Origin of the sequence: Roseovarius confluentis (assembly GCF_002917925.1) — a bacterium.
Lineage (GTDB): Bacteria > Pseudomonadota > Alphaproteobacteria > Rhodobacterales > Rhodobacteraceae > Roseovarius > Roseovarius confluentis.
The window spans coordinates 294,736-316,891 of sequence record NZ_PPFE01000003.1 but is presented as its reverse complement, the minus strand read 5'-3'; the positions used below and the strand labels follow the sequence as shown (position 1 = coordinate 316,891).

General features: G+C 66.0%; 19 protein-coding genes. 14 read left to right on the top strand and 5 right to left on the bottom strand.

Annotation, left to right across the window (positions count from 1 at the left end):
- Positions 1-4 precede the first annotated feature (4 nt).
- The gene (locus tag C2I35_RS09485) at positions 5-934 is read right to left on the bottom strand and encodes an ABC transporter ATP-binding protein (RefSeq protein WP_103762794.1); all 930 of its coding nucleotides are present in this window, start codon (positions 932-934) and stop codon (positions 5-7) included.
- Between the two features lie 74 nt (positions 935-1,008).
- On the opposite strand from C2I35_RS09485, the gene C2I35_RS09480 reads away from it, so the two are divergent.
- The 3 genes from C2I35_RS09480 (at position 1,009) to C2I35_RS22610 (ending at position 4,665) form a co-directional block, all read left to right on the top strand.
- Positions 1,009-1,188 carry a zinc-finger domain-containing protein gene (locus tag C2I35_RS09480; RefSeq protein WP_103762793.1) on the top strand — a complete coding sequence of 60 codons (180 nt, stop codon included), beginning with the start codon at positions 1,009-1,011 and terminating at the stop codon, positions 1,186-1,188.
- Positions 1,189-1,439: 251 nt separating this feature from the next.
- Positions 1,440-4,238 (top strand): DNA polymerase I, encoded by a 2,799-nt coding sequence (polA, locus tag C2I35_RS09475; protein ID WP_103762792.1) that lies wholly within the window; start codon positions 1,440-1,442, stop codon positions 4,236-4,238.
- A gap of 301 nt (positions 4,239-4,539) precedes the next feature.
- Complete coding sequence (locus tag C2I35_RS22610; protein WP_268873914.1) at positions 4,540-4,665, top strand: hypothetical protein; 126 nt, start codon at positions 4,540-4,542, stop codon at positions 4,663-4,665.
- 145 nt (positions 4,666-4,810) lie between these two features.
- Here the strand turns inward: C2I35_RS22610 and C2I35_RS09470 are convergent, their stop codons facing one another.
- Complete coding sequence (locus C2I35_RS09470) at positions 4,811-5,392, bottom strand: DUF1285 domain-containing protein (RefSeq protein WP_103762791.1); 582 nt, start codon at positions 5,390-5,392, stop codon at positions 4,811-4,813.
- Positions 5,393-5,461: 69 nt separating this feature from the next.
- Between C2I35_RS09470 and C2I35_RS09465 the strand changes: the two genes are divergently transcribed.
- The 4 genes from C2I35_RS09465 to C2I35_RS09450 are packed head-to-tail and all read left to right on the top strand — an operon-like array spanning position 5,462 to position 12,160.
- Positions 5,462-6,469 carry an AAA family ATPase gene (locus tag C2I35_RS09465; protein WP_103762790.1) on the top strand — a complete coding sequence of 336 codons (1,008 nt, stop codon included), beginning with the start codon at positions 5,462-5,464 and terminating at the stop codon, positions 6,467-6,469.
- Positions 6,466-7,344, top strand: a complete 879-nt coding sequence (locus C2I35_RS09460) for a DUF58 domain-containing protein (RefSeq protein WP_103762789.1) — start codon at positions 6,466-6,468, stop codon at positions 7,342-7,344. The genes C2I35_RS09465 and C2I35_RS09460 overlap by 4 nt, the downstream gene beginning before the upstream one ends.
- Positions 7,341-10,115, top strand: a complete 2,775-nt coding sequence (locus C2I35_RS09455) for a DUF4159 domain-containing protein (protein WP_103762788.1) — start codon at positions 7,341-7,343, stop codon at positions 10,113-10,115. Before C2I35_RS09460 ends, C2I35_RS09455 begins: the two co-directional genes overlap by 4 nt.
- Entirely contained in the window at positions 10,112-12,160 is a 2,049-nt protein-coding gene (locus C2I35_RS09450) for a hypothetical protein (protein ID WP_103762787.1), read from the top strand. The genes C2I35_RS09455 and C2I35_RS09450 overlap by 4 nt, the downstream gene beginning before the upstream one ends.
- Before the next feature lie 167 nt (positions 12,161-12,327).
- Here the strand turns inward: C2I35_RS09450 and C2I35_RS09445 are convergent, their stop codons facing one another.
- Positions 12,328-12,687 (bottom strand): hypothetical protein, encoded by a 360-nt coding sequence (locus C2I35_RS09445; RefSeq protein ID WP_103762786.1) that lies wholly within the window; start codon positions 12,685-12,687, stop codon positions 12,328-12,330.
- Between the two features lie 143 nt (positions 12,688-12,830).
- Here C2I35_RS09445 and C2I35_RS09440 point away from each other — a divergent pair, with 143 nt between their 5' ends.
- From C2I35_RS09440 to C2I35_RS09415, 7 genes are all read left to right on the top strand, one after another.
- On the top strand, positions 12,831-14,270 hold the full coding sequence (locus C2I35_RS09440; RefSeq protein WP_103762785.1) for an FAD-linked oxidase C-terminal domain-containing protein: 1,440 nt from the start codon (positions 12,831-12,833) through the stop codon (positions 14,268-14,270).
- Positions 14,271-14,314: 44 nt separating this feature from the next.
- Positions 14,315-15,451 (top strand): glycolate oxidase subunit GlcE, encoded by a 1,137-nt coding sequence (gene glcE / locus C2I35_RS09435; RefSeq protein WP_103762784.1) that lies wholly within the window; start codon positions 14,315-14,317, stop codon positions 15,449-15,451.
- The gene (locus tag C2I35_RS21855; protein WP_146049994.1) at positions 15,448-15,633 is read left to right on the top strand and encodes a hypothetical protein; all 186 of its coding nucleotides are present in this window, start codon (positions 15,448-15,450) and stop codon (positions 15,631-15,633) included. The genes glcE and C2I35_RS21855 overlap by 4 nt, the downstream gene beginning before the upstream one ends.
- Positions 15,630-16,916, top strand: a complete 1,287-nt coding sequence (gene glcF, locus C2I35_RS09430) for a glycolate oxidase subunit GlcF (protein ID WP_103762783.1) — start codon at positions 15,630-15,632, stop codon at positions 16,914-16,916. Before C2I35_RS21855 ends, glcF begins: the two co-directional genes overlap by 4 nt.
- Positions 16,917-16,996: 80 nt before the next feature.
- On the top strand, positions 16,997-17,809 hold the full coding sequence (locus tag C2I35_RS09425) for a trypsin-like serine peptidase (RefSeq protein WP_103762782.1): 813 nt from the start codon (positions 16,997-16,999) through the stop codon (positions 17,807-17,809).
- A 1-nt stretch (position 17,810) separates the two neighbouring features.
- Positions 17,811-18,665 carry a trypsin-like serine peptidase gene (locus C2I35_RS09420; RefSeq protein ID WP_245890460.1) on the top strand — a complete coding sequence of 285 codons (855 nt, stop codon included), beginning with the start codon at positions 17,811-17,813 and terminating at the stop codon, positions 18,663-18,665.
- Positions 18,666-18,809: 144 nt separating this feature from the next.
- Positions 18,810-19,277 carry an Hsp20 family protein gene (locus C2I35_RS09415; protein WP_103762781.1) on the top strand — a complete coding sequence of 156 codons (468 nt, stop codon included), beginning with the start codon at positions 18,810-18,812 and terminating at the stop codon, positions 19,275-19,277.
- Between the two features lie 236 nt (positions 19,278-19,513).
- Here the strand turns inward: C2I35_RS09415 and C2I35_RS09410 are convergent, their stop codons facing one another.
- Positions 19,514-21,532: a vWA domain-containing protein gene (locus C2I35_RS09410; protein WP_103762780.1), complete on the bottom strand. Its 2,019-nt coding sequence runs from the start codon at positions 21,530-21,532 to the stop codon at positions 19,514-19,516.
- Positions 21,529-22,065 (bottom strand): RNA polymerase sigma factor, encoded by a 537-nt coding sequence (locus tag C2I35_RS09405; protein ID WP_103762998.1) that lies wholly within the window; start codon positions 22,063-22,065, stop codon positions 21,529-21,531. The genes C2I35_RS09410 and C2I35_RS09405 overlap by 4 nt, the downstream gene beginning before the upstream one ends.
- Positions 22,066-22,156: the final 91 nt, after the last annotated feature.

Genomic DNA, 22,156 nt, shown 5'->3' with positions numbered 1-22,156 from the left:
GCCCTCAGCGCGAACGGGTCAGCTCCAGGAACACTTCCTCAAGGTCCGCCTGCTCGGTTCGCACGTCCCGGATGCGCATCCCCGAGGCGCGCACCGCCTCCAGCACCGCTTCGGCCGACATCTTGGTCGAGCGATAGCTGATCGCCACCTGCCCACCGGGCCGCGTCTCCACCGTCAACCCCTCGCCCTCGGGCAAGGCCACCGGGTCTGCCTCTGGCTCGATCACCATGGTGCGCCGGTCCATCTGGCTCAGCAGGTGCGCCGTGCTGTCCCGCGCCACGACCGAGCCTTCGTTGATGATGGCGATCTCGTCGCACATCTCCTCGGCTTCCTCCAGGTAATGCGTCGTCAGGATGATCGTCATCCCCTGCTCGTTCAGCTTGCGCACGTTCTGCCACAGCATCTGGCGCAGTTCGATATCCACGCCCGCCGTCGGCTCGTCCAGCACCAGGATATGCGGGTGATGCACCAACGCCTTCGCCAGAAGCAGCCGCCGTCGCATCCCGCCCGACAGGGTCCGCGCATAGGCCTCGGCCTTGTCGCTCAGACCTACCAGTTCCAAAATCTCGTCGCTGCGCCGGTCCTTCTTCGGCACACCGTACAGACCCGCCTGCACCTCCAGGGCCGCGCGCGGCGCAAAGAACGGATCAAGGTTCAATTCCTGCGGCATCACGCCAATCGAGGCCCGGCTTTGCCGCGGGTTCACGTCCTGGTCGAAGCCCCAGATCTTCACCTGCCCCTTGGTCTTGGTCACCAGCCCGGCCAGGATATTGATCAACGTCGACTTGCCCGCGCCATTCGGCCCCAAAAGGCCAAAGACCGATCCCTTGGGCACGTCAAGGTCCACGCCCGTCAGCGCAGGTTTTGACATGCCGTGCTTGCCGCCACCATAAACCTTTTCCAGGCCTCTCACTTCGATTGCATTTGTCGGCATGGCGGCTCTTGTCCCCGGGTGTCTCTCGGATATAGTCTGCCCGGACCTACTTGCAGCCAAAAGGAACGCCGTCAATGGTGACCGAAGCCCCCGAGACCCGGATCGTCGACAGCTACCGCGTGGCCTGTGATGGCGGCGAAGGCGCATTGGGCCACCCGCGCGTGTGGCTGACCATCCCGCAAGACATCGGCTTCGTCGAATGCCCCTATTGCGACGCCAAACTGGTGCACCGCGATTTCGAGGGCAAGGTCTGAGGTCCGACAGCCCACCGGCGTGATCCCGTTCCAAATCCGGGTCCGGACGTATCGCGGCAAGACCCTGTAACCCTCCGCATGCTTTCACGGCCAGTCTGACCCAACGGGGCGCCTGCGGCGCACAGGTTTTCCAGGATGAGGGGTTTCACCCCTCAAACTCCCCGAGAGTATTTCCAGCAAGAAAAAGTCAGGCTGGAACTGCCATGACGGGCGTGAGATATGTAATCCGACAGCAAGGAAGGGCGCGGCACATGGCATTCGGCAAGGGACATCACCTGCACCTGATCGACGGGTCGGCCTTCATCTTCCGCGCCTACCACGCCCTGCCGCCTTTGACGCGCAAATCCGACGGTCTGCCCATCGGCGCCGTGTCGGGCTTTTGCAACATGCTGCAGAAATATGTCGAGGACAGCACCGGCGCCGACGCCCCCACCCATGTCGCCGTGATCTTCGACAAGGGCAGCCACACCTTCCGCAACGACATGTACCCCGAGTACAAGGCGAACCGCGACGAGATGCCTGAGGATCTGCGCCCGCAGATCCCGCTGACCCGCCGCGCGACCGAGGCGTTCAACATCGCCTGCAAGGAAATGGAAGGATACGAGGCCGACGACATGATCGCCACCCTAGCCGTGCAGGCCCGTGACGCGGGTGGGCGCGTGACCATCATCAGCTCGGACAAGGACCTGATGCAGCTTGTCGGCGGCGGCGTCGAAATGCTGGACGCCATGAAGAACCGCCGCATCGACCGCGAAGGCGTCGAGGAGAAATTTGGCGTCGGACCCGAGCGCGTCGTGGACGTGCAGGCTCTCGCCGGCGACAGCGTCGACAACGTGCCCGGTGCGCCCGGCATCGGCATCAAGACCGCGGCGCTCCTGATCAACGAATACGGCAGCCTCGAGGAACTTCTCGACCGCGCCGAGGAAATCAAGCAGCCCAAGCGCCGCGAAACCCTGATCGAAAAGCGCGAACAGATCGAGCTGTCGAAAAAGCTCGTGCAACTCGACTGCGAAACGCCACTCGATTTCACCCTCGACGACCTCGAGGTGCGCGACCCCGATCCCGACACCCTGCTGGCCTTCCTGACCGAGATGGAGTTCCGCACCCTCACCAAGCGCATCGCCGACGCGCTGGACGTCGAGGCCCCGGCCATCCCCGAGCCCACCGCACCCGAATCGGCAGAGGACGGCGCACCCGACTGGCCCGCCATCGACCCTGCGAAATACGAACGTGTCTCGGACATGGACGCGCTGCAAAGCTGGATCGACCGCATCACCGCCCGCGGCTACGTCGCCGTCGACACCGAGACCACCTCGCTCAACGAGATGCAGGCCGATCTCGTCGGCATCTGCCTGTCGATCGATCCGGGCGAGGCGTGCTACATCCCGCTCGGCCACAAGGACGGCAACGCGGATGACCTCTTCGGCTCCGACGCCCTGCTCGACGGCCAGATCCCGATGCAGGACGCGCTCGACGCCCTGAAACCCGTGCTCGAGGATCCGTCGATCCTCAAGATCGGGCAAAACATGAAATATGACACCAAGATCATGGCCAATTACGACATTGCCATGGCCCCGATCGACGACACGATGCTGATGTCCTACGCGCTCTATTCCGGGATGCACGGCCACGGCATGGACACGCTCGCCGAACGCTACCTGTCGCACACCCCGATCCCGATCAAGGACCTGTTGGGCACGGGCAAAGCCGCCATCACCTTCGACCGCGTGCCCATCGACGAGGCGGTGAAATACGCCGCCGAGGACGCCGACATCACCCTGCGCCTCTGGCACACCTTCAAGCCGCAACTGCACCGCGCGAAGGTCACCACCGTCTACGAGACGCTCGAACGCCCACTGGTACCCGTGCTGGCGCAGATGGAACGCAACGGCATCAAGGTCGACAAGGACACGCTCTCCCGCATGTCCGCCGCCTTCGCCCAGAAAATGGCCGGGCTCGAGGCCGAGATTCACGAGCTTGCGGGCGAGAAGTTCAACGTCGGCTCCCCGGCGCAGCTGGGCGACATCCTCTTCGACAAGATGGGGCTGGAGGGCGGCAAACGCGGCAAGAACGGCAAGTATTCCACGCCTGCCGACGTGCTCGAAGACTTGGCAACCGAGCACGACCTGCCCGCCCGCGTGATGGACTGGCGGCAGGTCAGCAAGCTGAAATCGACCTATACCGACGCCCTGCAGGACCATATCGACCCCGACACGGGCCGCGTTCACACGTCCTATGTCCAGACCGGCGCCAGCACGGGCCGCCTCGCCTCGACCGATCCCAACCTGCAGAACATCCCCATCCGCACCGAGGAAGGCCGCCGCATCCGCGAGGCTTTCGTGGCCGAGGACGGCAACACGCTCGTCGCACTGGACTACAGCCAGATCGAGCTGCGCATCCTCGCCCATATCGCCGACATCCCGGCGCTCAAGGAGGCGTTCCGCGACGGGCAGGACATTCATGCCATGACAGCGTCAGAGATGTTCGACGTCTCGATGGACGACATGACACCCGAGATCCGCCGCCGCGCCAAGGCGATCAACTTCGGCGTGATCTACGGCATCTCGGGCTATGGCCTCGCGCGCAACCTGCGCATCCCCCGCGCCGACGCGCAGGCCTTCATCGACCGCTATTTCGAGCGGTTCCCCGGCATCCGCACCTACATGGACGACACCGTCGCCTTCGCCAAGGAACACGGGTTCGTCCAGACCCTTTTCGGCCGCAAGATCCACACGCCCGAGATCGGCGCCAAGGGCCCTCGCGCCGGCTTTGCCCGCAGGGCGGCGATCAACGCGCCGATCCAGGGCACCGCCGCCGACATCATCCGCCGCGCCATGATTCGCATGCCATCCGCCATCCAGGACCTGCCCTGCAAAATGCTGCTGCAGGTCCACGACGAACTTCTGTTCGAGGTCTCGGGTGGCGCCGAGGAAAAGGTCATCGACACAGCCCGTGACGTTATGGAGCAAGCGGCCCGCCCCGCCCTGCATCTCGACGTGCCGCTCGTGGTCGACGCGGGACAAGGCAACAATTGGGCCGAAGCGCACTGAGCGCACACCAAAGGCACGGAACCAACCCCGGACGCGCGGAATCGAGCGCCCGCGCGTTAGGCTGATTGACGTATCGGAAAAGCGACTTTTCCCAGACGGGGTGCAAAAGTAGCACAGTTGCAACAGCGCAAAACCCTTTGAAAATCGCGGAATCCCGCTGAAAAAGGCATTTACGTGATAAAAATGCTGCCATAGAAGCCATAGCAGCCGGAGATTCGCGTTTTTACGCAAGCTCTTGTGTTGACAACAATTCGCGTTCAAACACAGTATCGGGCGCGTGACATGGAAGGAATTTGTTCACATGAAAAACAAAACTGCAATGATTGCTGCTCTCATCGCAACCGTCGGCCTGGCCGCCTGCGCACAGCAACAACAAGAAGAAGTCGTGGTTCCGGTTGAGCCTGAGCCCGTAACGACGAAGTACTAATCTTCGACGTATCCCCGGGTCGGGGCACGGCACTTTCGGGTGTCAGCCTCGACCCGGGAAACCTATCTTAAGACGATGACTGATCCGCCTGATGCTTCCCGCATCGGGTTTTTTTGTGTCTCGAAGGCTGCAGGGTCAGACTGCGTCAGTCCGCGGGCAGGTCCTCTGACGGGATCATCGGGAAAAACGCGCCGTCCGAGCGGACACCGAACCAGCCATCCTCGTGCTCGCCCAGATCCACCAGCCGGTAGAACGACTTGCGATCGATCAGAGCCTCCAGCCCCGCCCGCACATGCAGGTAGGGCGACGGCTCGCCCGACTCGGGGTCACGCTCGACCCGGATCGCATGGTCCGTCCCCGCCAACACGTGATCGCCCACGTTGGTCACGAAAACCAGCATCTGCGCCTCGCCTTCGCCTTCCGACTCGAAATCCACCGCGACGAAAGGTGCGTCCTCCACCACGATGCCGACCTTTTCCACCGGCGTGACAAGGAAATGGCGGTCACCTTCCTTTTTCAGGATGGTCGAGAACAGCCGCACCAGTCCTTCACGCTCGATGACCGTGCCTTCGTGGTACCACGTGCCATCCCGCGCGATCCGCATGTCGATCTCGCCGGTGAACTCCGGGTTCCACAAATGCACAGGCGGCAAGCCCTTGCCGCTTTCCTTGCGTGCCATTTCGGCAAGGCTTTCCGCTGACGGGGTTGTGACCGATTTATTGCTCATTGCTTTTGCCATTTTGCTTGCGCGCGATACACTCTACCCAAGCGATATAGCCCATACCGGAGTTTTGCCATGACCGACGACGCCGACCTGCTGGCCGGGATCGAAGCCCTCGAAGACAAGCTGGCCCAGGCCCGCGCCTCGATCACCCGCCGCTTCATCGGGCAGGAACGGGTCGTCGACCTGTCGCTCTCGGCGTTGCTCTGTGGCGGCCACGGCCTGCTGGTGGGCCTGCCCGGCCTCGGCAAGACCCGTCTGGTGGAAACGCTGAGCATCGTCATGGGCCTCGATTCGAACCGTGTGCAGTTCACGCCCGACCTGATGCCCGCCGACATTCTGGGCTCCGAGGTGCTGGAAACCGGCGCCGACGGCACCCGCGCGTTCAAGTTCATTCCCGGCCCGATCTTCTGCCAGCTTCTGATGGCCGACGAGATCAACCGCGCCAGCCCCCGCACCCAATCCGCGCTCTTGCAGGCCATGCAGGAACGGCAGGTCTCGGTCGCGGGCGAGGACCGCCCGCTGACCCCGCCCTTCCACGTGCTGGCCACGCAGAACCCCATCGAACAGGAAGGCACCTACCCCCTGCCAGAGGCCCAGCTTGACCGCTTCCTCGTGCAGATCGACGTGCCCCACCCCGACCGCGACACCGAACGCGCGATCCTGCTCGCCACCACCGGCGCCACCGAGGAAGAGGCGCACCAGGTCTTCACCGCCGAGGAACTCATCGCCGCGCAGTCCCTCCTGCGCCGGATGCCCGTGGGCGAGGCCGTGATGGAACAGATCATCGACCTTGTCCGCGCCTTCCGCCCCGATGACCCCACATCGTCCGAGACGGTGCGCGAAAACGTCGCCTGGGGCCCCGGCCCCCGCGCCGCGCAGGCGCTCATGCTGACCGTCCGCGCCCGTGCCATGATCCAGGGCCGCCTGGCCCCCGATTCGGACGATATCGCCGCCATGGCGCAGCCGGTTCTGACGCACCGCATGGCGCTCAACTTCGCCGCGCGTGCCCGGGGTGAAAACCTCGACGACCTCATCGCCGCCACCGTCGCCCAAGTGACGAGGACCGAGGCCGCCGCTTGACCCAAATCGCCCCTCTCCGCGCCCGGTCCGAGGCCGAGGCCGCCCGCTTTCCCGCGCTTCTGGCCCGGGCAGAGCACTTGGCGGGGACCGTCCTACTGGGCGAGCATGGCCGCCGCCGCGCGGGCATGGGCGACGATTTCTGGCAATACCGCCCGGTGCAGGCCGGGGATGAACTGCGCCACATCGACTGGCGCCGCTCCGCCCGCTCGGACACGCAGTTCCTGCGCCAGCGCGAGTGGCAGATCGCCCAGAGCGTCACGCTCTGGGTCGACGGCGCGGCCTCCATGCGTTTCGCCTCCGGCGACACCCTGCCGCAAAAAGCGGACCGCGCCCGGCTCCTGTCGCTGGCCATCGCCATCCTGCTGAACCGTGCAGGCGAGCGCATCGGCCTGTCCGGCGCCGACCTGCCGCCCCGCAGGGGCGACGCCCAGATCGAGCGGCTCGCCATGGCCCTCGGCCAGGACGGCCCCGACGATTACGGCGCGCCCCAGACCACCGGGATGCTCTCGCACGGACGCGCCCTGTTCCTGTCGGACTTTCTTGGCGATCTCGACCCCGTGCGCGAGGCGCTCACGTCCGCCGCCGATCGGGGCGTGCGCGGCGTCCTCTACCAGGTTCTCGACCCGGCCGAAGAGAGCTTCCCCTATCGCGGCCGCACGATCTTCGAATCGGTGGGCGGCACGATGGTGCACGAAACGCTCAAGGCCTCGGAACTGCGCGACCGCTACCTGGAACGCCTCGCCGCCCGCAAGGATGACCTGCGCCACCTCTGCGCCACCACCGGCTGGCTCTACGGCACGCATCACACGTCGGACTCCGCGCAATCCGCGCTCCTGTGGCTTTATAACGCGTTCGACGGGGGGCACGGACGATGACCATCGGCCCCATCGGTTTCGCCGCGCCCTGGCTTCTGGTGGCGCTGGCCGCTTTGCCCATCCTGTGGCTGATCCTGCGCGCCGTGCCACCCGCGCCCATCCGCCGCCGCTTTCCCGGCGTGGCGCTTCTTCTGGGCCTTCGCGACGACGACAGCGTGTCGGACCGCACGCCCTGGTGGCTGCTGCTGTTGCGGATGCTGGCCGTCGCCGCCGTCATCATCGGGCTCGCCGGCCCCATCCTCAATCCGCAGGACGAGGCGCAGGCCAACCGCACCGGCCCGATGTTGATCGTGCTCGATTCCAGCTGGGCCAGCGCCCGCGACTGGCCCGCACAGGAAGACCTGCTCGATTCCCTATTGGCCGAGGCCGGGCGCAATGCCCGCCCCGTCGGCATCCTGCAACTCTCGGACCCAGAAACCCCGGTCTTCCAGGCCGCCGAGACGTGGCGCACCCGCCTCACCGGCCTCGCCCCCTCGGCCTGGTCTCCGCAACCCGACGCCTTCGAGGACGCCGCCAACTTGCTCGGCGACGAGAATTTTGAAACCCGCTGGTTCTCCGACGGTCTCGCCCGCGACGGCCGGCAAACCCTGCTCGACGCCCTGCAGGATCGTGGCCCCGTCACCATCCACGAAAGCGCCGTGCCAATCTACGCGCTGACACCGGCTGTAGTAGAGGACGACGCCCTGCGCCTCACCGCCACGCGCGCAAATCCCGGCCCCGCCCGCGATATCACGGTCGAGGCGCATGGCCGCGACCCCTCCGGCGCCCAGCGCCTGCTGGCGACGCAGGACATGACGTTCGAGGCCAGCGCGAAAGAGGCCACGACGCTTCTGTCCTTGCCCGCCGAACTTCGCGCCCGCCTCACCCGGTTCGAGATCGCCGGCCAGTCCCATGCCGGCGCCGTCACCCTGACCGACGACAGCCTCAAGCGCCGCGAGGTCGCGCTCATCGCCGGCCGCGAAGACCGCGAAGGCCTCGAACTTCTGTCGCCGCTCCACTATCTCGAACAGGCGCTCGAACCCACTGCCGACCTGCTCGACGGCAGCCTCAGCGACGTCCTGCCCGCCAACCCCGATGTTGTCGTGCTGGCCGATGTCGCCACGCTCTCGGGTGCCGAACAGGCCGATCTGCTCGACTGGACCGATCGCGGCGGCATGCTCCTGCGATTCGCCGGACCGCGTCTCGCCGCCTCGGACGTTTCGCGCAGCGACGAAGCCCCGCTGATGCCCGTCCGCCTGCGCGCCGGTGGCCGCTCCGTCGGCGGCGCCATGAGCTGGGGCGAACCCAAGGAACTCGCCCCCTTCCCCGAATCGAGCCCTTTCTTCGGCCTCGACGTGCCCTCCGACGTCACCGTCACCGCTCAGGTGATGGCCCAGCCCGACCCCACGCTGGCCGACCGCGTCATCGCGCAACTCAGCGACGGCACGCCGCTTGTCACCCGCAAACGCATCGGACAGGGCCAGGTCGTCCTTTTTCACGTCACCGCCAACGCCGAGTGGTCCACCCTGCCGCTTTCGGGCCTCTTCGTGCAGATGCTCGAACGGCTGGCGATATCCTCCAGCCTCGCCCTGCCCGACCTGGCCGAACTTGAAGGCACTACCTGGCAGCCCGCGCAGGTCCTTTCGGGCTCGGGCATCCTGGAAGATGCCGGCACCCTGCCCGGCGTCGACGGCACCCGCTTTGTCGAGGATGTCCCCGGCCCCGATTTCCGCCCCGGCCTCTACGACGGCCCCGACCGGCGGCTCGCGCTCAACGTTCTGCCCTCTGACACCACTCTGACACCTGTCAGCTGGCCCGCCGACCTACCCGTTCTGGGCCTCGACCGCCCGCCAGAGGCCGCGCTCGGCGGCTGGTTCCTCGCCGGGGCGCTCTTGATCCTGATGGCCGACATCCTCGCTTCTCTGGGCCTCTCTGGCCGCCTGCTGCCCGCCCGCGCCACGATGTCCGCCCTCCTTCTGGCGCTCCTGCTCAGCCCGCAAATGGCCGACGCGCAGGACAGCAGCATGTCCGAGGCCGACGAAAAGGCCCTCATGGCCGCGTCCGAGGTCGTGCTGGGCCACGTCATCACCGGCGACCGCAGCCTCGACAACGCCGCCCAGGCGGGCCTGCGCGGCTTGGGCGAAACGCTCTTCTTCCGCACCTCGGTCGAACCGGCAGACCCCGTCAGCGTGAACCTCGAAACCGACGACCTCTCGGTCTATCCGTTCCTCTACTGGCCCATCTCTCCCGATCAGCCGATCCCGTCCGAGGAAGCCTACGTCAAGCTCAACGAATACCTGCGCACAGGCGGCATGATCCTCTTCGACACGCGCGACGCCAATGTCGCGGGCTTCGGCGCCTCCTCTCCGGCGGGTCGCAAGCTGCAACGCCTCGCCCGCCCGCTCGACATTCCCCCGCTGGAACCCATTCCCGAGGACCACGTGCTCACGCGCACCTTCTACCTGCTGCAGGACTTCCCGGGCCGCCACACCGGCCGCTCCGTCTGGGTCGAATCCGCGCCCCCCGACGCCGAACAGGTCGAGGGCATGCCCTTCCGCAACCTCAACGACAACGTCACGCCCGTTGTGATCGGCGGCAATGACTGGGCCGCCGCCTGGGCGATGGACGACCGCGGCAACCCGCTCTTTCCCGTGGGCCGCGGCTTTGCCGGCGAACGCCAGCGCGAACTGGCCTACCGCTTCGGCGTGAACCTCGTGATGCACGTGCTGACAGGCAACTACAAATCCGACCAGGTGCACGTGCCCGCGCTTCTCGACAGGCTTGGCCAATGACCGGCAGCATCGTCTTCGAACCCCTCCTCAACCCGTGGCTCATCGCGGCGCTTGCCGGCATGATGATGACGGGAACTGCGCTCGCCATCTGGCGCGGCCTCTCCGGCTGGCCGTTCCGCGCGCTGGCCGGTCTGGTGGTCCTCGCCGCGCTCCTCGGTCCCGTCTACCAGGCCGAGGACCGCGAACCGCTCTCCGATATCGTCCTGATGATCGAGGATGAAAGCGCCAGCCAGACTCTCGGCGACCGTGCGTCCCTCACGGAAACCTCCGCCGACGACCTCGCCGCCCGCATAGCCGCGCGCGACAACACCGAACTGCGCCGCATCACCGTCCCCGACGGCGCCGACAACACCGGCACCCAGCTGATGACCGCCTTGTCAGAGGCCTTGGCCGAAGAACCCCGCGCCCGCATCGCCGGCGCGATTCTCCTGTCCGACGGGCGCCTGCACGACCTCGACCGCGCCCCCGACATGCCCGCGCCCATCCACCTGATGCACACCGGGCGCGAAGACGACTGGGACCGCAAGCTGGTGGTCGAAAACGCCCCGGCCTTCGCCATCCTGGGCGAGGAAATCCAGATGACCCTGCGCGTCACCGATGACGGCGCCGCCCCCGAAGGCACCTCCACCGTGCCCGTAGACGTCTCGGTAGACGGCGAGGAACCACAGCGCTTCAACGTCCCCCTGAACGAGGATATCGACCTGCCCCTGCGCCTGCCCCATGGCGGCCGCAACGTGCTGCAATTCTCCACCCCCGCCGTCGACGGCGAACTGACGGACCGCAACAACACCGCGCTTGTCCAGATCAACGGCGTCCGCGACCGGCTCAGCGTGCTCCTGGTGTCGGGCGAGCCGCACGCCGGAGGCCGCACCTGGCGCAACCTGCTGAAATCCGACAGCTCCGTCGACCTCGTCCACTTCACCATCCTGCGCCCCCCGGAAAAGCAGGACGGCGTGCCGGTGCGCGAGCTTTCCCTCATCGCCTTCCCCACCCGCGAGCTCTTCCTCGAAAAGATCGAGGATTTCGACCTCATCATCTTCGACCGCTACAAGCGCCGCGGCATCCTGCCGTCGCTCTACCTCGACAACGTGCGCAGCTACGTCGAAGGCGGTGGCGCGGTCCTCATCGCCGCTGGCCCCGATTATGCCGCCGCCGACAGCCTCTATCGCACCCCGCTCGAGGCGATCCTGCCCGGCCGCCCCACCGCCCGCGTGCTCGAGGAACGCTACAGCCCCTCGATCACCGACCTGGGCCAGCGCCACCCGGTCACCTCCGGGCTGGAACAGGAATTCGGCGGCGAATGGGGCCGCTGGATGCGCCAGATCGAGGTCGAGGAAACCTCCGGCGACACCGTAATGACCGGCGTCGGCGACCGGCCCCTTTTGACCCTCGACCGCGTCGGCGAAGGCCGCGTGGCGCTTCTCGCCTCCGACCACGCCTGGCTATGGAACCGCGGGTTCGAGGGCGGCGGGCCGCAACTGGAACTGCTGCGCCGTCTCGCCCACTGGATGATGAAGGAACCGGAACTGGAAGAAGAGGCACTCTGGGCCGAGGCGACCGGACAACAGATGCGCATCATCCGCCGCTCGCTCGAAGATACCGTCGGCCCGGTCACGATTACCACGCCCGAGGACGAACAGATCGAGATGGACCTCGAAGAGGTCTCTCCCGGCCGGTTCGAAGCGCTCTTCGACGGCCCCACCATCGGCCTTTACCGGCTGGAAAACGGCGAGCACACCGCCGTCATCGGCCTCGGCCCCGCCTCCCCGGTGGAATTCGAGAACACCATCGCCGACACCGAAACGCTGGAACCTTACGTGTCCCAGACCGGCGGCGGCATCCACCCGCTGGCCGACGGCCCGCCCCGCGTGCGCACCGTACGCGAAGGCCGCGCCATGGCCGGCCGCGGCTGGATCGGCCTTTTGGATCGCAACGCCTACCAGACTCGCTCGGTCACCCAGACGCCGCTCCTGCCCGCCTGGCTGGTCCTTCTGCTCGCCGCATCCCTCATCGTCGGCGGCTGGCTCCGCGAAGGACGTCAGTAGTCCCGCCCGGCGTCCTCTGGCCCAAAATATCCCCGCCGGAGGCTCCAACACCGGCCACACGCGCCACGCGCGGATAACCGCGTCACACCGGCACAGGCCGCCGAGGCGTCGGACCCCAGTCCGACTCCGAGACAAACCTGCACGCGCCCAAGGGCGCGTTCCTTTTATCAGGGTTGCAGCGCCACGCGTTTCTGCGATCCGGACCAGCCATCGACCGAACAACGCGGCCGCACGAAGATCTCGCGCGTCCCGTCCGGGATCACCACACCGCTCAACGAGCGGGTGAAAGGCTGCTCGTTCACGTGCGGGTGCATCAGCTCGCGATACCCCAGCCGGCTGCCTGCCGCGTCCAGCACTTCCCAGCCGTCGGCATAATGGTCCCACCCGGTGTCCGGATGGCGAATCGTCACGTGGATATTCCACACCATGCCCGCCTTTTCGACGGTCACGTCCAATACCTGCGGCTCGTCGCCGAAGGCAGGTGCGGCCAGCAGCGCGGCCACGAAAAATGCAGCAAGTCTTTTCATGTCTGACAATATAGGTGAGCGTCACGACTGATGCACTCACAACCGCGTGCTGACAGAATTCTTCTTGTCATTGCGTCGCGCATGCCGCACTTGCGACTGACGCAAATTGGTTATATTATCTTACCAATCTTCGGAGAGCCGCCATGGAAATGCCAAAACCGAACCCGACCATCCTTGCCCGCAAGTCGCAACTGCTCGACCGGCTGGCATCTTTCCTGCCGCGCGAGGCGCTCATTCACGACCCCGCCGAGACCCGCGCCTATGAATGCGACGGGCTGACCGCCTACAAGTGCCCGCCGCTCGCCGTGGTCCTGCCCGCCTCCACCGCCGAGGTCTCCGAGACCCTCAAGATCTGTAATGACATGTGCGTGCCCGTGGTGCCGCGCGGCGCAGGCACCTCGCTCGCCGGCGGCGCGCTCCCGACCGAGGACAGCGTCATCATCGGTGTCGCCCGCATGAACGAAGTGCTGGAAACCGATTACGAGAACCGCGTCATCCGCGTGCAAACCGGGCGCACCAACCTCTCCGTCACCGGCGCGGTCGAGGAAGACGGCTTTTTCTACGCCCCCGACCCCTCCAGCCAACTGGCCTGCGCCATCTCGGGCAATATCGCGATGAACTCGGGCGGCGCGCATTGCCTGAAGTACGGTGTGACCACCAACAACCTGATGGGCGTGACCATGGTTCTGATGGACGGCACCGTGACCGAAATCGGCGGCGCGCATCTCGATGCCGAAGGGCTCGACCTGCTGGGCCTGATCTGCGGTTCCGAAGGCCAGCTCGGCATCGTGACCGAGGCGACCCTGCGCATCCTGCACAAACCCGAAGGCGCGCGCCCCGTCCTGATCGGCTTCGATTCCTCCGAGATCGCGGGCCAGTGCGTGTCGGACATCATCAAGGCCGGCGTCCTGCCCGTGGCGATCGAATTCATGGACCGCCCCTGCATCCGCGCGACTGAGGCCTTCGCCGGCGCCGGCTACCCCGATTGCGAGGCGCTGCTGATCGTCGAGGTCGAAGGCTCCGACGCCGAGATCGACGAACAACTCGAAACCATCATGGACATCGCCCGCAAGCACGACCCCGTCGAACTGCGCCAATCTTCGTCCGACGACGAGAGCAAGCGCATCTGGCTCGGCCGCAAATCCGCTTTCGGCGCGATGGGCAAGATCAACGACTACATGTGCCTCGACGGCACGATCCCGGTCAACGAACTGCCCTATGTGCTGAAACGCATCGGCGAGATGTCCAAGGAATACGGCCTCGACGTCGCCAACGTCTTTCACGCGGGCGACGGCAACATGCACCCGCTGATCCTGTTCGATGCCAACAAGGAGGGCGACCTTGAACTCTGCGAGGATCTGGGCGCCGATATCCTGAGGCTCTGCGTCGAAGTCGGCGGCTGCCTCACGGGCGAGCATGGCGTCGGCATCGAAAAGCGCGACCTGATGCTGCACCAATACGACCCGCCCGACCTGGAAATCCAGATGGCCGTCAAGGACGTGTTCGACCCCAAGTGGCTGCTCAACCCGGCCAAGGTGTTCCCGCTCGCGTCCTCCGACACCCGCCGGATCGCCGCTGAATGACCATTCCGGGGCGCTGCCCCGGACCCCGGAGTATTTTTGGAACAATGAAAGCCCTTGCCCCCACCTCCGAGGCCGAACTGGCCGATATGGTCGCCTCCGCGTCCGAGCCTCTGCGCGTCATGGGCGGCGGCACACGCCCCATCGGCGTGCCGGTCAACGGCCAGCCGCTGACAACCTCGGGCCTCTCCGGCGTAAACCTCTATGAGCCCGGCGCACTGACGCTGGTGGTCCAGGCCGGCACCCCGGTGGAAGAAGTGCGCAAGACCCTGGCCAAGGAGGGCCAGCGCCTCGCGTTCGAACCGATGGACCATCGCGGCCTGCTGGGCACGACCGGCGAGCCCACCATCGGCGGCGTCTTCGCCGCCAATGTCTCTGGTCCCCGCCGTATCCAGGCCGGGGCCGCGCGCGACTTCCTGCTGGGCGTGCGCTTCGTCGACGGACAGGGCCAGGTCACCCGCAACGGCGGGCGTGTGATGAAGAACGTCACCGGCTACGACCTCGTCAAGCTGATGGCGGGCAGCTACGGCACCCTTGGAGTACTCACCGAACTGGCGCTCAAGGTTTTGCCCGCGTCCCACCAAACGGCCACGATCACGCTCTCGGGGCTCGACGACACCACCGCCGTCGCCGCCCTCTCGCGCGCGCTCGGCTCGCCATTCGAGATCACCGGCGCGGCGCATCGCCAGACCGAGGACGGCCCGCAGACCTGCCTGCGCATCGAGGGCTTCGAAAAATCCGTGGCCTACCGCGCGGGTCAACTCCAGACCCTTCTGGCCGATCTCGGCGCCGCCGACATCGAAACCGACCCGGACATCAACGCGACCCTCTGGCAGGACATCCGCGACGTCGCCTGTTTCCATGACGGGCCGGGGGATGTCTGGCGGCTGTCCGTGAAGCCTTCCGACGCGCCCGGGATCAAAGCTCAGGTCGACGGGGCCGAGGCGCTTTACGACTGGGGCGGCGGCCTCGTATGGCTGCGCGTGCCGCAGGACACCCAAGCCGACACCATCCGCGCCGCCGTCAACGCCGCCGGCGGCCATGCCACGCTGATCCGCGGCAACCGCGCGGGCGGTGTCTTCCAACCGCTTTCCCCGCCCATCGCAGCACTTCAGGACGGGCTGCGCGCCCGGTTCGATCCGCGCGGCATCCTGAACCCCGGCCTGATGGGCCGCGCTGCATGATCGATGCACTGCTCTTCGCCATCGGGTTTCTGGCCGGGCCGACCGTCTTCCGGGTGATGGCCATACGTACCCGTACACTGTCACCTCACACCCGCCCCGCGGCCTACGGCGCAACCGCCGCCGCCGCCACCCCCTGCCCTGGTTCGGGCTTTACACCGCACAGATGGTTGCCGACTGAATGAAAACAGACTTTACCGAAGACCAGCTCAAATCCCCCGCGATCCAGCGCTCGAACGAGATCCTGCGCTCCTGTGTGCATTGCGGATTCTGCACCGCGACGTGCCCCACCTACCAGGTGCTCGGCGACGAACTCGACAGCCCCCGCGGCCGGATCTACCTGATCAAGGACATGCTGGAGAACGACCGCGACCCGGATCCGGAAACGGTCAAGCATATCGACCGCTGCCTCTCGTGCCTCGCCTGCATGACGACCTGTCCGTCCGACGTGCACTACATGCACCTCGTCGACCACGCCCGCGAATACATCGAGGATCGCTACCAGCGCCCATTGTTCGAGCGTGTCCTGCGCTGGACGCTGGCGCGCATCCTGCCCTACCCGAACCGTTTCCGCGTTGCCATGCTGGGCGCCAAGATCGCCAAACCGTTCAAATGGGCCCTGCCCGACGCCCGCCTGCGCGCCATGGTCGAGATGGCCCCCAAGACTATCCCCCCGGTCAGCCGCAATGACGACCCGCAAACCTTCCCGGCCAGGGAAAAGCCTGTCAAACGCGTCGCCCTGATGACCGGCTGCGCGCAAAAGGCGCTGAACACCGACATCAACGACGCCACCATCCGCCTGCTCACCCGTTTGGGCTGCGAAGTGGTGGTGGCCAAGGGCGCCGGCTGTTGCGGGGCGCTGACTCACCACATGGGCAAGACGACCGAAAGCCACGCCACGGCGGCCCACAATATCCGCGCCTGGACCGCCGAGATGGATGGCGACGGGCTCGATGCCATCGTCATCAACACCTCCGGCTGCGGCACGACGGTCAAGGATTACGGCCACATATTCCGCACCGAGGCGCTGGCCGAGGATGCCGCCCGCGTCTCGGATATTGCAATGGATGTCTCGGAACTCCTGATGCAGCTCGACCTGCCCGAGGGCACGCCCAAGGACACCCGCGTCGCATACCATGCCGCCTGCTCACTGCAGCACGGCCAGCAGATCAAGACCCACCCAAAGACCCTGCTGAAAAACGCCGGGTTCGAGGTGGTCGAACCGGCCGACGCACACCTCTGCTGCGGCTCGGCTGGCACCTACAACCTGATGCAGCCCGCGATCTCCAAGCAGTTGAAAACGCGCAAGGTTCAGACGCTCGAAGCCAAGTCGCCCGACATCATCGCCACCGGCAATATCGGCTGCATGATGCAGATCGGCTCGGGCACCGGGGTGCCGGTCGTGCACACTGTCGAACTGCTCGATTGGGCCACCGGCGGACCGAAACCGCCGGCGCTGCGGGAGTAATCCGGCCCGGCCCTATTTTCGACATATTGCGCCGGTACGAGCTTGGGAAATCAAGCGAGGCACCCGGTTTGTTCAAGAGCATGCGATTCACAGGGCTTGTTGCGGCCCTGTTGTGTTGGGTCACGTCGGTATCCGCGCAGGATACGGCGCTTCAACGTCTGGATACCACCGATGACGGCCGCCAGTGGCAGGCCGTGGGGCGTATCGACATCGGCGGAAGCGGCTTTTGCACCGGCGCCCTGATCGCGCCCGACCTCGTACTGACCGCCGCGCACTGCCTGTACGACGCCACCACGGGCAAGGCGGTCGACACCCAGCAGATCGAGTTTCTCGCCGGCTGGCGCAATGGCCGCGCCACCGCCTATCGCTGGGTCCGCCGCGCGGTGGTGCATCCCGAATACGATTATTCCAACAGGATCGACGCCGCCCGCGTGCGCAACGACATCGCACTTCTGGAACTGCACCACCCCATCGCCAAGTCCGGCGTCGTCCCGTTCCACACCGATACCCAGCCGCGCAAACATACACGCATCGGGCTGGTCAGCTATGCCCGCGAACGCTCCGAGGCGCCCTCGCTGCAGGACATGTGCCAGGTTCTGGAACAGCGCAGCGGGCTTCTCGTGATGTCCTGTGACGTCGATTACGGCGCCTCCGGCGCGCCGGTCTTCACCTTCGAGGACGGCGCCCCGCGTATCGTCTCGGTCGTCTCCGCCATGGCCGAGATCAACGGCAAGAAAGTCGCCCTTGGCGCCTCGCTCGACCGTCCCCTCGCCCTGATGCGGGACGCTATGGAAAACGGAGGCAGCCTTCGGGATCAGGCGCGCATCGACCTTTTCTCGACCGGCCAGAACCGTGACACCGGCGCGAAATTCGCCTCACCGGACCTGGACTGACATGATGCGCCGCCTGATGTCGCTCTGCGGGCTTCTCGCGGGCCTCATCCTGCCGACGCTGGCCACCGCCAGCGACCTGATCCGCCTGACCAACCGCGATGACCTTCTGGGGTGGGAGGCCGTGGGCCGCATCGACCTCGGCCAGGACAGCTATTGCACCGGCACGCTGATTGCCGACAACCTCGTGCTGACGGCGGCCCATTGCGTCTTTGACAAGCGAAGCGCACCGCTTCTGCCCGAGCGCATCGTGTTTCGCGCCGGCCTGCGCGACGGGGCCGCCATCGCCGCGCGGAACGTCCGCCGCTTCGTGGTGGCCGACGGCTACGCACCCTCCGACGGAATGTCCGCCGACAATGTCCGCCGCGACGTGGCCTTGCTGGAACTCGACACGCCCATCCCCACCGCCACCGCCAGCCCCTTCGCGCTGCACCACAATCCCACCCGCGGCGATGACGTCAGCGTCGTGTCCTACGGCAGGCAACGCGACGATGCGCTCTCATGGGAGCGTGAATGTGACGTGCTCGGCCGCGGGCAGGGGCTGATCTCCTTCAACTGCAACGTGACCTTCGGCTCTTCCGGCGCGCCGGTCTTCTCCGACGGCGGCTACCGCGCCCGCATCGTCAGCCTCGTCGTCGGCGGCCACAAGACCGAGCACGGCACCACCGTCGCCTATGGCATGGAGTTGCCCGAGGCGGTCGCGGCGCTGAAACGCAAGCTGCGCGCGATGCCCAGCACCTTTCCAAGAACCACAGGCATACGCCGCAACAGTGCGGAGACCGCGCTTTTTCCGCCCAATGGCACCAGTGACCAACCCACCCCGGGCACACATCCCGGTCCGAAATTCGCGAAGCCTTAGCGTTTGAAAGCGTCAAACAGGTCTTGAAACCGGTTTTTCCGCTTCCCAAATAAGCGTTGTCCGACGCCGCATCGCGGGTCGGAAGCATCCGCCTGTCCCGTTTGGGAAGGCATCCACATAGGTATCGCTCAACGGAGGATTCCAATGCGTAACTTTGATCTTGCCCCGCTCTACCGGGCATCCATCGGGTTTGACCAGATTGCCGACATGATGGACCGCGTCCTCGCCGGTGACGTCAATCATCCCACCTACCCCCCTTACAATATCGAAAAGACGGCTGATGATGCCTACCGCATCTCCATCGCCGTCGCAGGGTTCAGCGACGACGAGCTATCCGTCGAACTGCGCGAAGGCGCCCTGATCGTCTCGGCCCGCAAGGCCGAAGAGGAAGGTGACCGCACCTACCTGCACCGTGGCATCGCCACCCGCGCGTTCGAACGCAAGTTCCAGCTGGCCGACCACGTCAAGGTCACCGGTGCGACGCATACCGACGGAATGCTGCATATCGAGCTGGTGCGCGAAGTGCCCGAGCGGCTGAAGCCCCGCCGCATCGAGATCGCCAGCGGCACATCCACCCACAAGGATGTCGTTGACGCCGAGACGGTCAACTGAACGACAAATCCTAGAACGCGAAACGCCCCGTGGTTGCCACGGGGCGTTTTTCGTTTGAGGCCGCGCTGTCGTCGAACCCCGGGGTGGCGATCCGTCACTCGTTCCACGCACTTTATCGCAGCAAAATCCGCCGGACAGTCGAGCGAAGGGCAAAGCACAGCAAAATCGCCGTCCCTTGGGTGGGGGGGGGCGGCGATAGCGCGGCGGCCTGCGGCCTTGATTCCGCGCAACGCTGATCACCGCGAAAGGCTCTCCGCCAACCGCATCAGCTGCACCGCCTCGGCACGATAGCCGAACGGGTCTTCGCCCTTCGCGCCGTTGGCCAGCGCAATCGCCTCCGCATAGCCCCAATCGCCAAGATACGTCTCATCGCGCAACAACTGCCCGAACCCGGCAATCGCCGCCGCAAAGCGCGCTTCCGTCACGGCCTCGCCACTCTCGACAATAGGTTGCTCGATCAGCTGGCTGTCATCCTGGCCGGGCGCCTTGTACCGCAGCTTGAAATACCCAAGCTCGTCAGCCTCTGCGCGCACCGTCTCCGCCGCGCCATAACGCAGCGGGTCACCCATCTGCGCGGGCGATCCGACCGGCGTGATCTCGTAAAGCGCCGTCACCTGGTGACCGGCCCCGATATCGCCCGCATCCACCCGGTCGTTGTTGAAATCCTCGCGCCGCAAGGCACGGGTCTCGTACCCGATCAGCCGGTACTCGACCACGGCCGCCGGGTTGAACTCCACCTGGATCTTCACGTCATCGGCAATCGGGTACAGCGCCCCGCTCACCTGATCGACCATCACCTTCTGCGCCTCGGACAGCGTGTCGATATAGGCCGCCTGACCGTTCCCGTTCTGCGCCAGCGCCTGCATCGTCGCATCATCCAGGTTGCCGCGCCCAAAGCCCATTACAGACAGGTAGGTGCCGCTCTCGCGCTCTTGCGCGATATACTCCTTCAGCGCCTCCGGGTCGCTGATCCCGACATTGAAATCCCCGTCCGTCGCCAGGATCACCCGCGACACGTCCCCCTCGCCGCGCATTTCCCCGGCCAGCGCATAGGCCTGTTGCAGGCCCGCCTGCCCGGCGGTCGAGCCCCCGGCCTCCAACCGGTCCAGCGCGCCCAGGATCGTCTCCCGCTCCGTCGCCACCGTCGGCGCCAGCGCCTGCCCCGCACTGCCCGCGTAGGTGACAATCGCCACGCTGTCCCGCTCGGTCAACTGCGGCAGCATCAGCGCCAGCGATTGCTTCAACAGAGGCAGCTTGTTCGCCGCCTGCATCGACCCGCTCGTGTCGATCAGAAACACGATGTTCAATGGCGGACGATCCTCTACGGGGGGCATCTCTCCCTGGATCGCGATATGCACCAGCTGCGTGTCCGGGTTCCAAGGGGTGTCCGTCACGCTCACCGTGGGCGCGAAAGGCGCATCGCCTTCGGGCGCGGCGTAGTCATAGGGGAAGTAGTTCACCATCTCCTCGATCCGCACCGCTTCCTTCGGCGGCAGGGTTCCCGCTCGCAAGGACGAACGCACCACACCATACGATGCCGTATCTACGTCGATCGAGAATGTCGAAACCGGTTCTTCCGCCGTGATTTTCAGCGCGTTCGGCTCCGCCTCGGGAAACGCTTCGGTATCGCTTTCAGGCAGAGCCGTCGCAGCATCGGCATCCGGCTGCGCGATCCGTCCGACCGTGGTGGTGTTGGCCGCCCCTCCGGCATATCCCTCAAGCTCGCGCGGTGCTATGGACTGCGCCGCAGATGGTGCCGCCTGCCGCCGCGTCTCTGCGCCCAACTCGGGTTTTGCCATCTGCGGCTCCGGCGCAGGCCTCGGTGCTTCGGCGGTCGGTGCAGGCTCCGCGGGGGCGGCATCCAACGTCAGTTCCTCTGCGGCATTCGGCACCGGCGCTTCCCTGCGCAGGCCCGCGTCCGCCAAACCGTCATCCGCTTCGGTCACCACAGGCTGCGTTCCCCGCAGCGCCGGCGCGTTCTGCCAATCCGGCACCACCACGACCATCCCCAGCGCCACCAGCGCCGTTGTCGCCGTCAGCGCTCCGCGCGTATTCATCCGCATCAACATGTCCGTCACTCCTCTGAACAGGCCCGCTTTCGGGCGATCAGAAGTTTGACGCGCGCCATCCCGCGCCTCTTGGAGATCGGCAAAGTTTTTCCGCGCCAGAGCGATGTCCGCCGCCTTCTTCTCGGCATCCGGCTTCGGTGTCGCGGCCTGCATCATGGCCTTCAGGTCATCGAGGTCGTCGCTCATGCGTCCTCCTCTCTCGCGCGCATCGCGCGCAACTGTTTCTTGGCCTCCGACACGCGCCACCCCACCGTGCCGCCCGAGATGCCCAGCACCTCGCCCGCCTCGGCATGGCTCATGTCGTCCAGTACCAGCGCCAGCGTGTCCCGTAACTCTTCCGGCAGGGCGCGCATCGCTTGCGTCAGCCAATCGACGGCCTCGGCCACCTCCGCGTCCGCGGCCCGCCGGTCCACTTCCCAGTCGCCCCAACCTTCCGCGTATCTCGCTCGCACCGCCGCCCTGCGCCGCCGGTCATGGGCCGCGTTCACCACCACCCGCCACAGCCAAGTGGTAAACCTCGACGCACCACGAAAACCGCCCAGCTTCCCCGGCAGCGCCGCGCACACATCCTGCGTCAGGTCCTCCGCCTCCGCCCTCGCGCCGGTCAGCCGAAAGGACAGCCGGAACACGGCATCGTAGTGCCGCTCGACCAAAGCCGAGAAGGCCGCCGCATCGCCATCGGCGGCAGCTGTGGCCAGGGTTTCGTCACTGACAGTCATGCGCATCACGATTGTAGGACGCTGCCCGGTCGTCAATCCTTGGCGGCCCGCGAAAAAAATTTCGCACCATCAATGCGCGCGTAGGGTGGGA

Excerpts from the sequence above, each read along its gene's own strand:
- polA (WP_103762792.1), top strand. The coding sequence starts at position 1,440 with ATGGCATTCGGCAAGGGACATCACCTGCACCTGATCGACGGGTCGGCC.
- C2I35_RS09425 (WP_103762782.1), top strand. The coding sequence starts at position 16,997 with ATGCGATTCACAGGGCTTGTTGCGGCCCTGTTGTGTTGGGTCACGTCG.
- C2I35_RS21855 (WP_146049994.1), top strand. The coding sequence starts at position 15,448 with ATGATCGATGCACTGCTCTTCGCCATCGGGTTTCTGGCCGGGCCGACC.
- C2I35_RS09440 (WP_103762785.1), top strand. The coding sequence starts at position 12,831 with ATGGAAATGCCAAAACCGAACCCGACCATCCTTGCCCGCAAGTCGCAA.
- C2I35_RS09465 (WP_103762790.1), top strand. The coding sequence starts at position 5,462 with ATGACCGACGACGCCGACCTGCTGGCCGGGATCGAAGCCCTCGAAGAC.
- glcF (WP_103762783.1), top strand. The coding sequence starts at position 15,630 with ATGAAAACAGACTTTACCGAAGACCAGCTCAAATCCCCCGCGATCCAG.
- C2I35_RS09470 (WP_103762791.1), bottom strand. The coding sequence starts at position 5,392 with ATGAGCAATAAATCGGTCACAACCCCGTCAGCGGAAAGCCTTGCCGAA.
- C2I35_RS09405 (WP_103762998.1), bottom strand. The coding sequence starts at position 22,065 with ATGACTGTCAGTGACGAAACCCTGGCCACAGCTGCCGCCGATGGCGAT.
- C2I35_RS09420 (WP_245890460.1), top strand. The coding sequence starts at position 17,811 with ATGATGCGCCGCCTGATGTCGCTCTGCGGGCTTCTCGCGGGCCTCATC.
- C2I35_RS09415 (WP_103762781.1), top strand. The coding sequence starts at position 18,810 with ATGCGTAACTTTGATCTTGCCCCGCTCTACCGGGCATCCATCGGGTTT.
- C2I35_RS09445 (WP_103762786.1), bottom strand. The coding sequence starts at position 12,687 with ATGAAAAGACTTGCTGCATTTTTCGTGGCCGCGCTGCTGGCCGCACCT.
- C2I35_RS22610 (WP_268873914.1), top strand. The coding sequence starts at position 4,540 with ATGAAAAACAAAACTGCAATGATTGCTGCTCTCATCGCAACCGTCGGC.
- C2I35_RS09450 (WP_103762787.1), top strand. The coding sequence starts at position 10,112 with ATGACCGGCAGCATCGTCTTCGAACCCCTCCTCAACCCGTGGCTCATC.
- C2I35_RS09480 (WP_103762793.1), top strand. The coding sequence starts at position 1,009 with ATGGTGACCGAAGCCCCCGAGACCCGGATCGTCGACAGCTACCGCGTG.
- C2I35_RS09485 (WP_103762794.1), bottom strand. The coding sequence starts at position 934 with ATGCCGACAAATGCAATCGAAGTGAGAGGCCTGGAAAAGGTTTATGGT.
- C2I35_RS09455 (WP_103762788.1), top strand. The coding sequence starts at position 7,341 with ATGACCATCGGCCCCATCGGTTTCGCCGCGCCCTGGCTTCTGGTGGCG.
- C2I35_RS09410 (WP_103762780.1), bottom strand. The coding sequence starts at position 21,532 with ATGAGCGACGACCTCGATGACCTGAAGGCCATGATGCAGGCCGCGACA.
- glcE (WP_103762784.1), top strand. The coding sequence starts at position 14,315 with ATGAAAGCCCTTGCCCCCACCTCCGAGGCCGAACTGGCCGATATGGTC.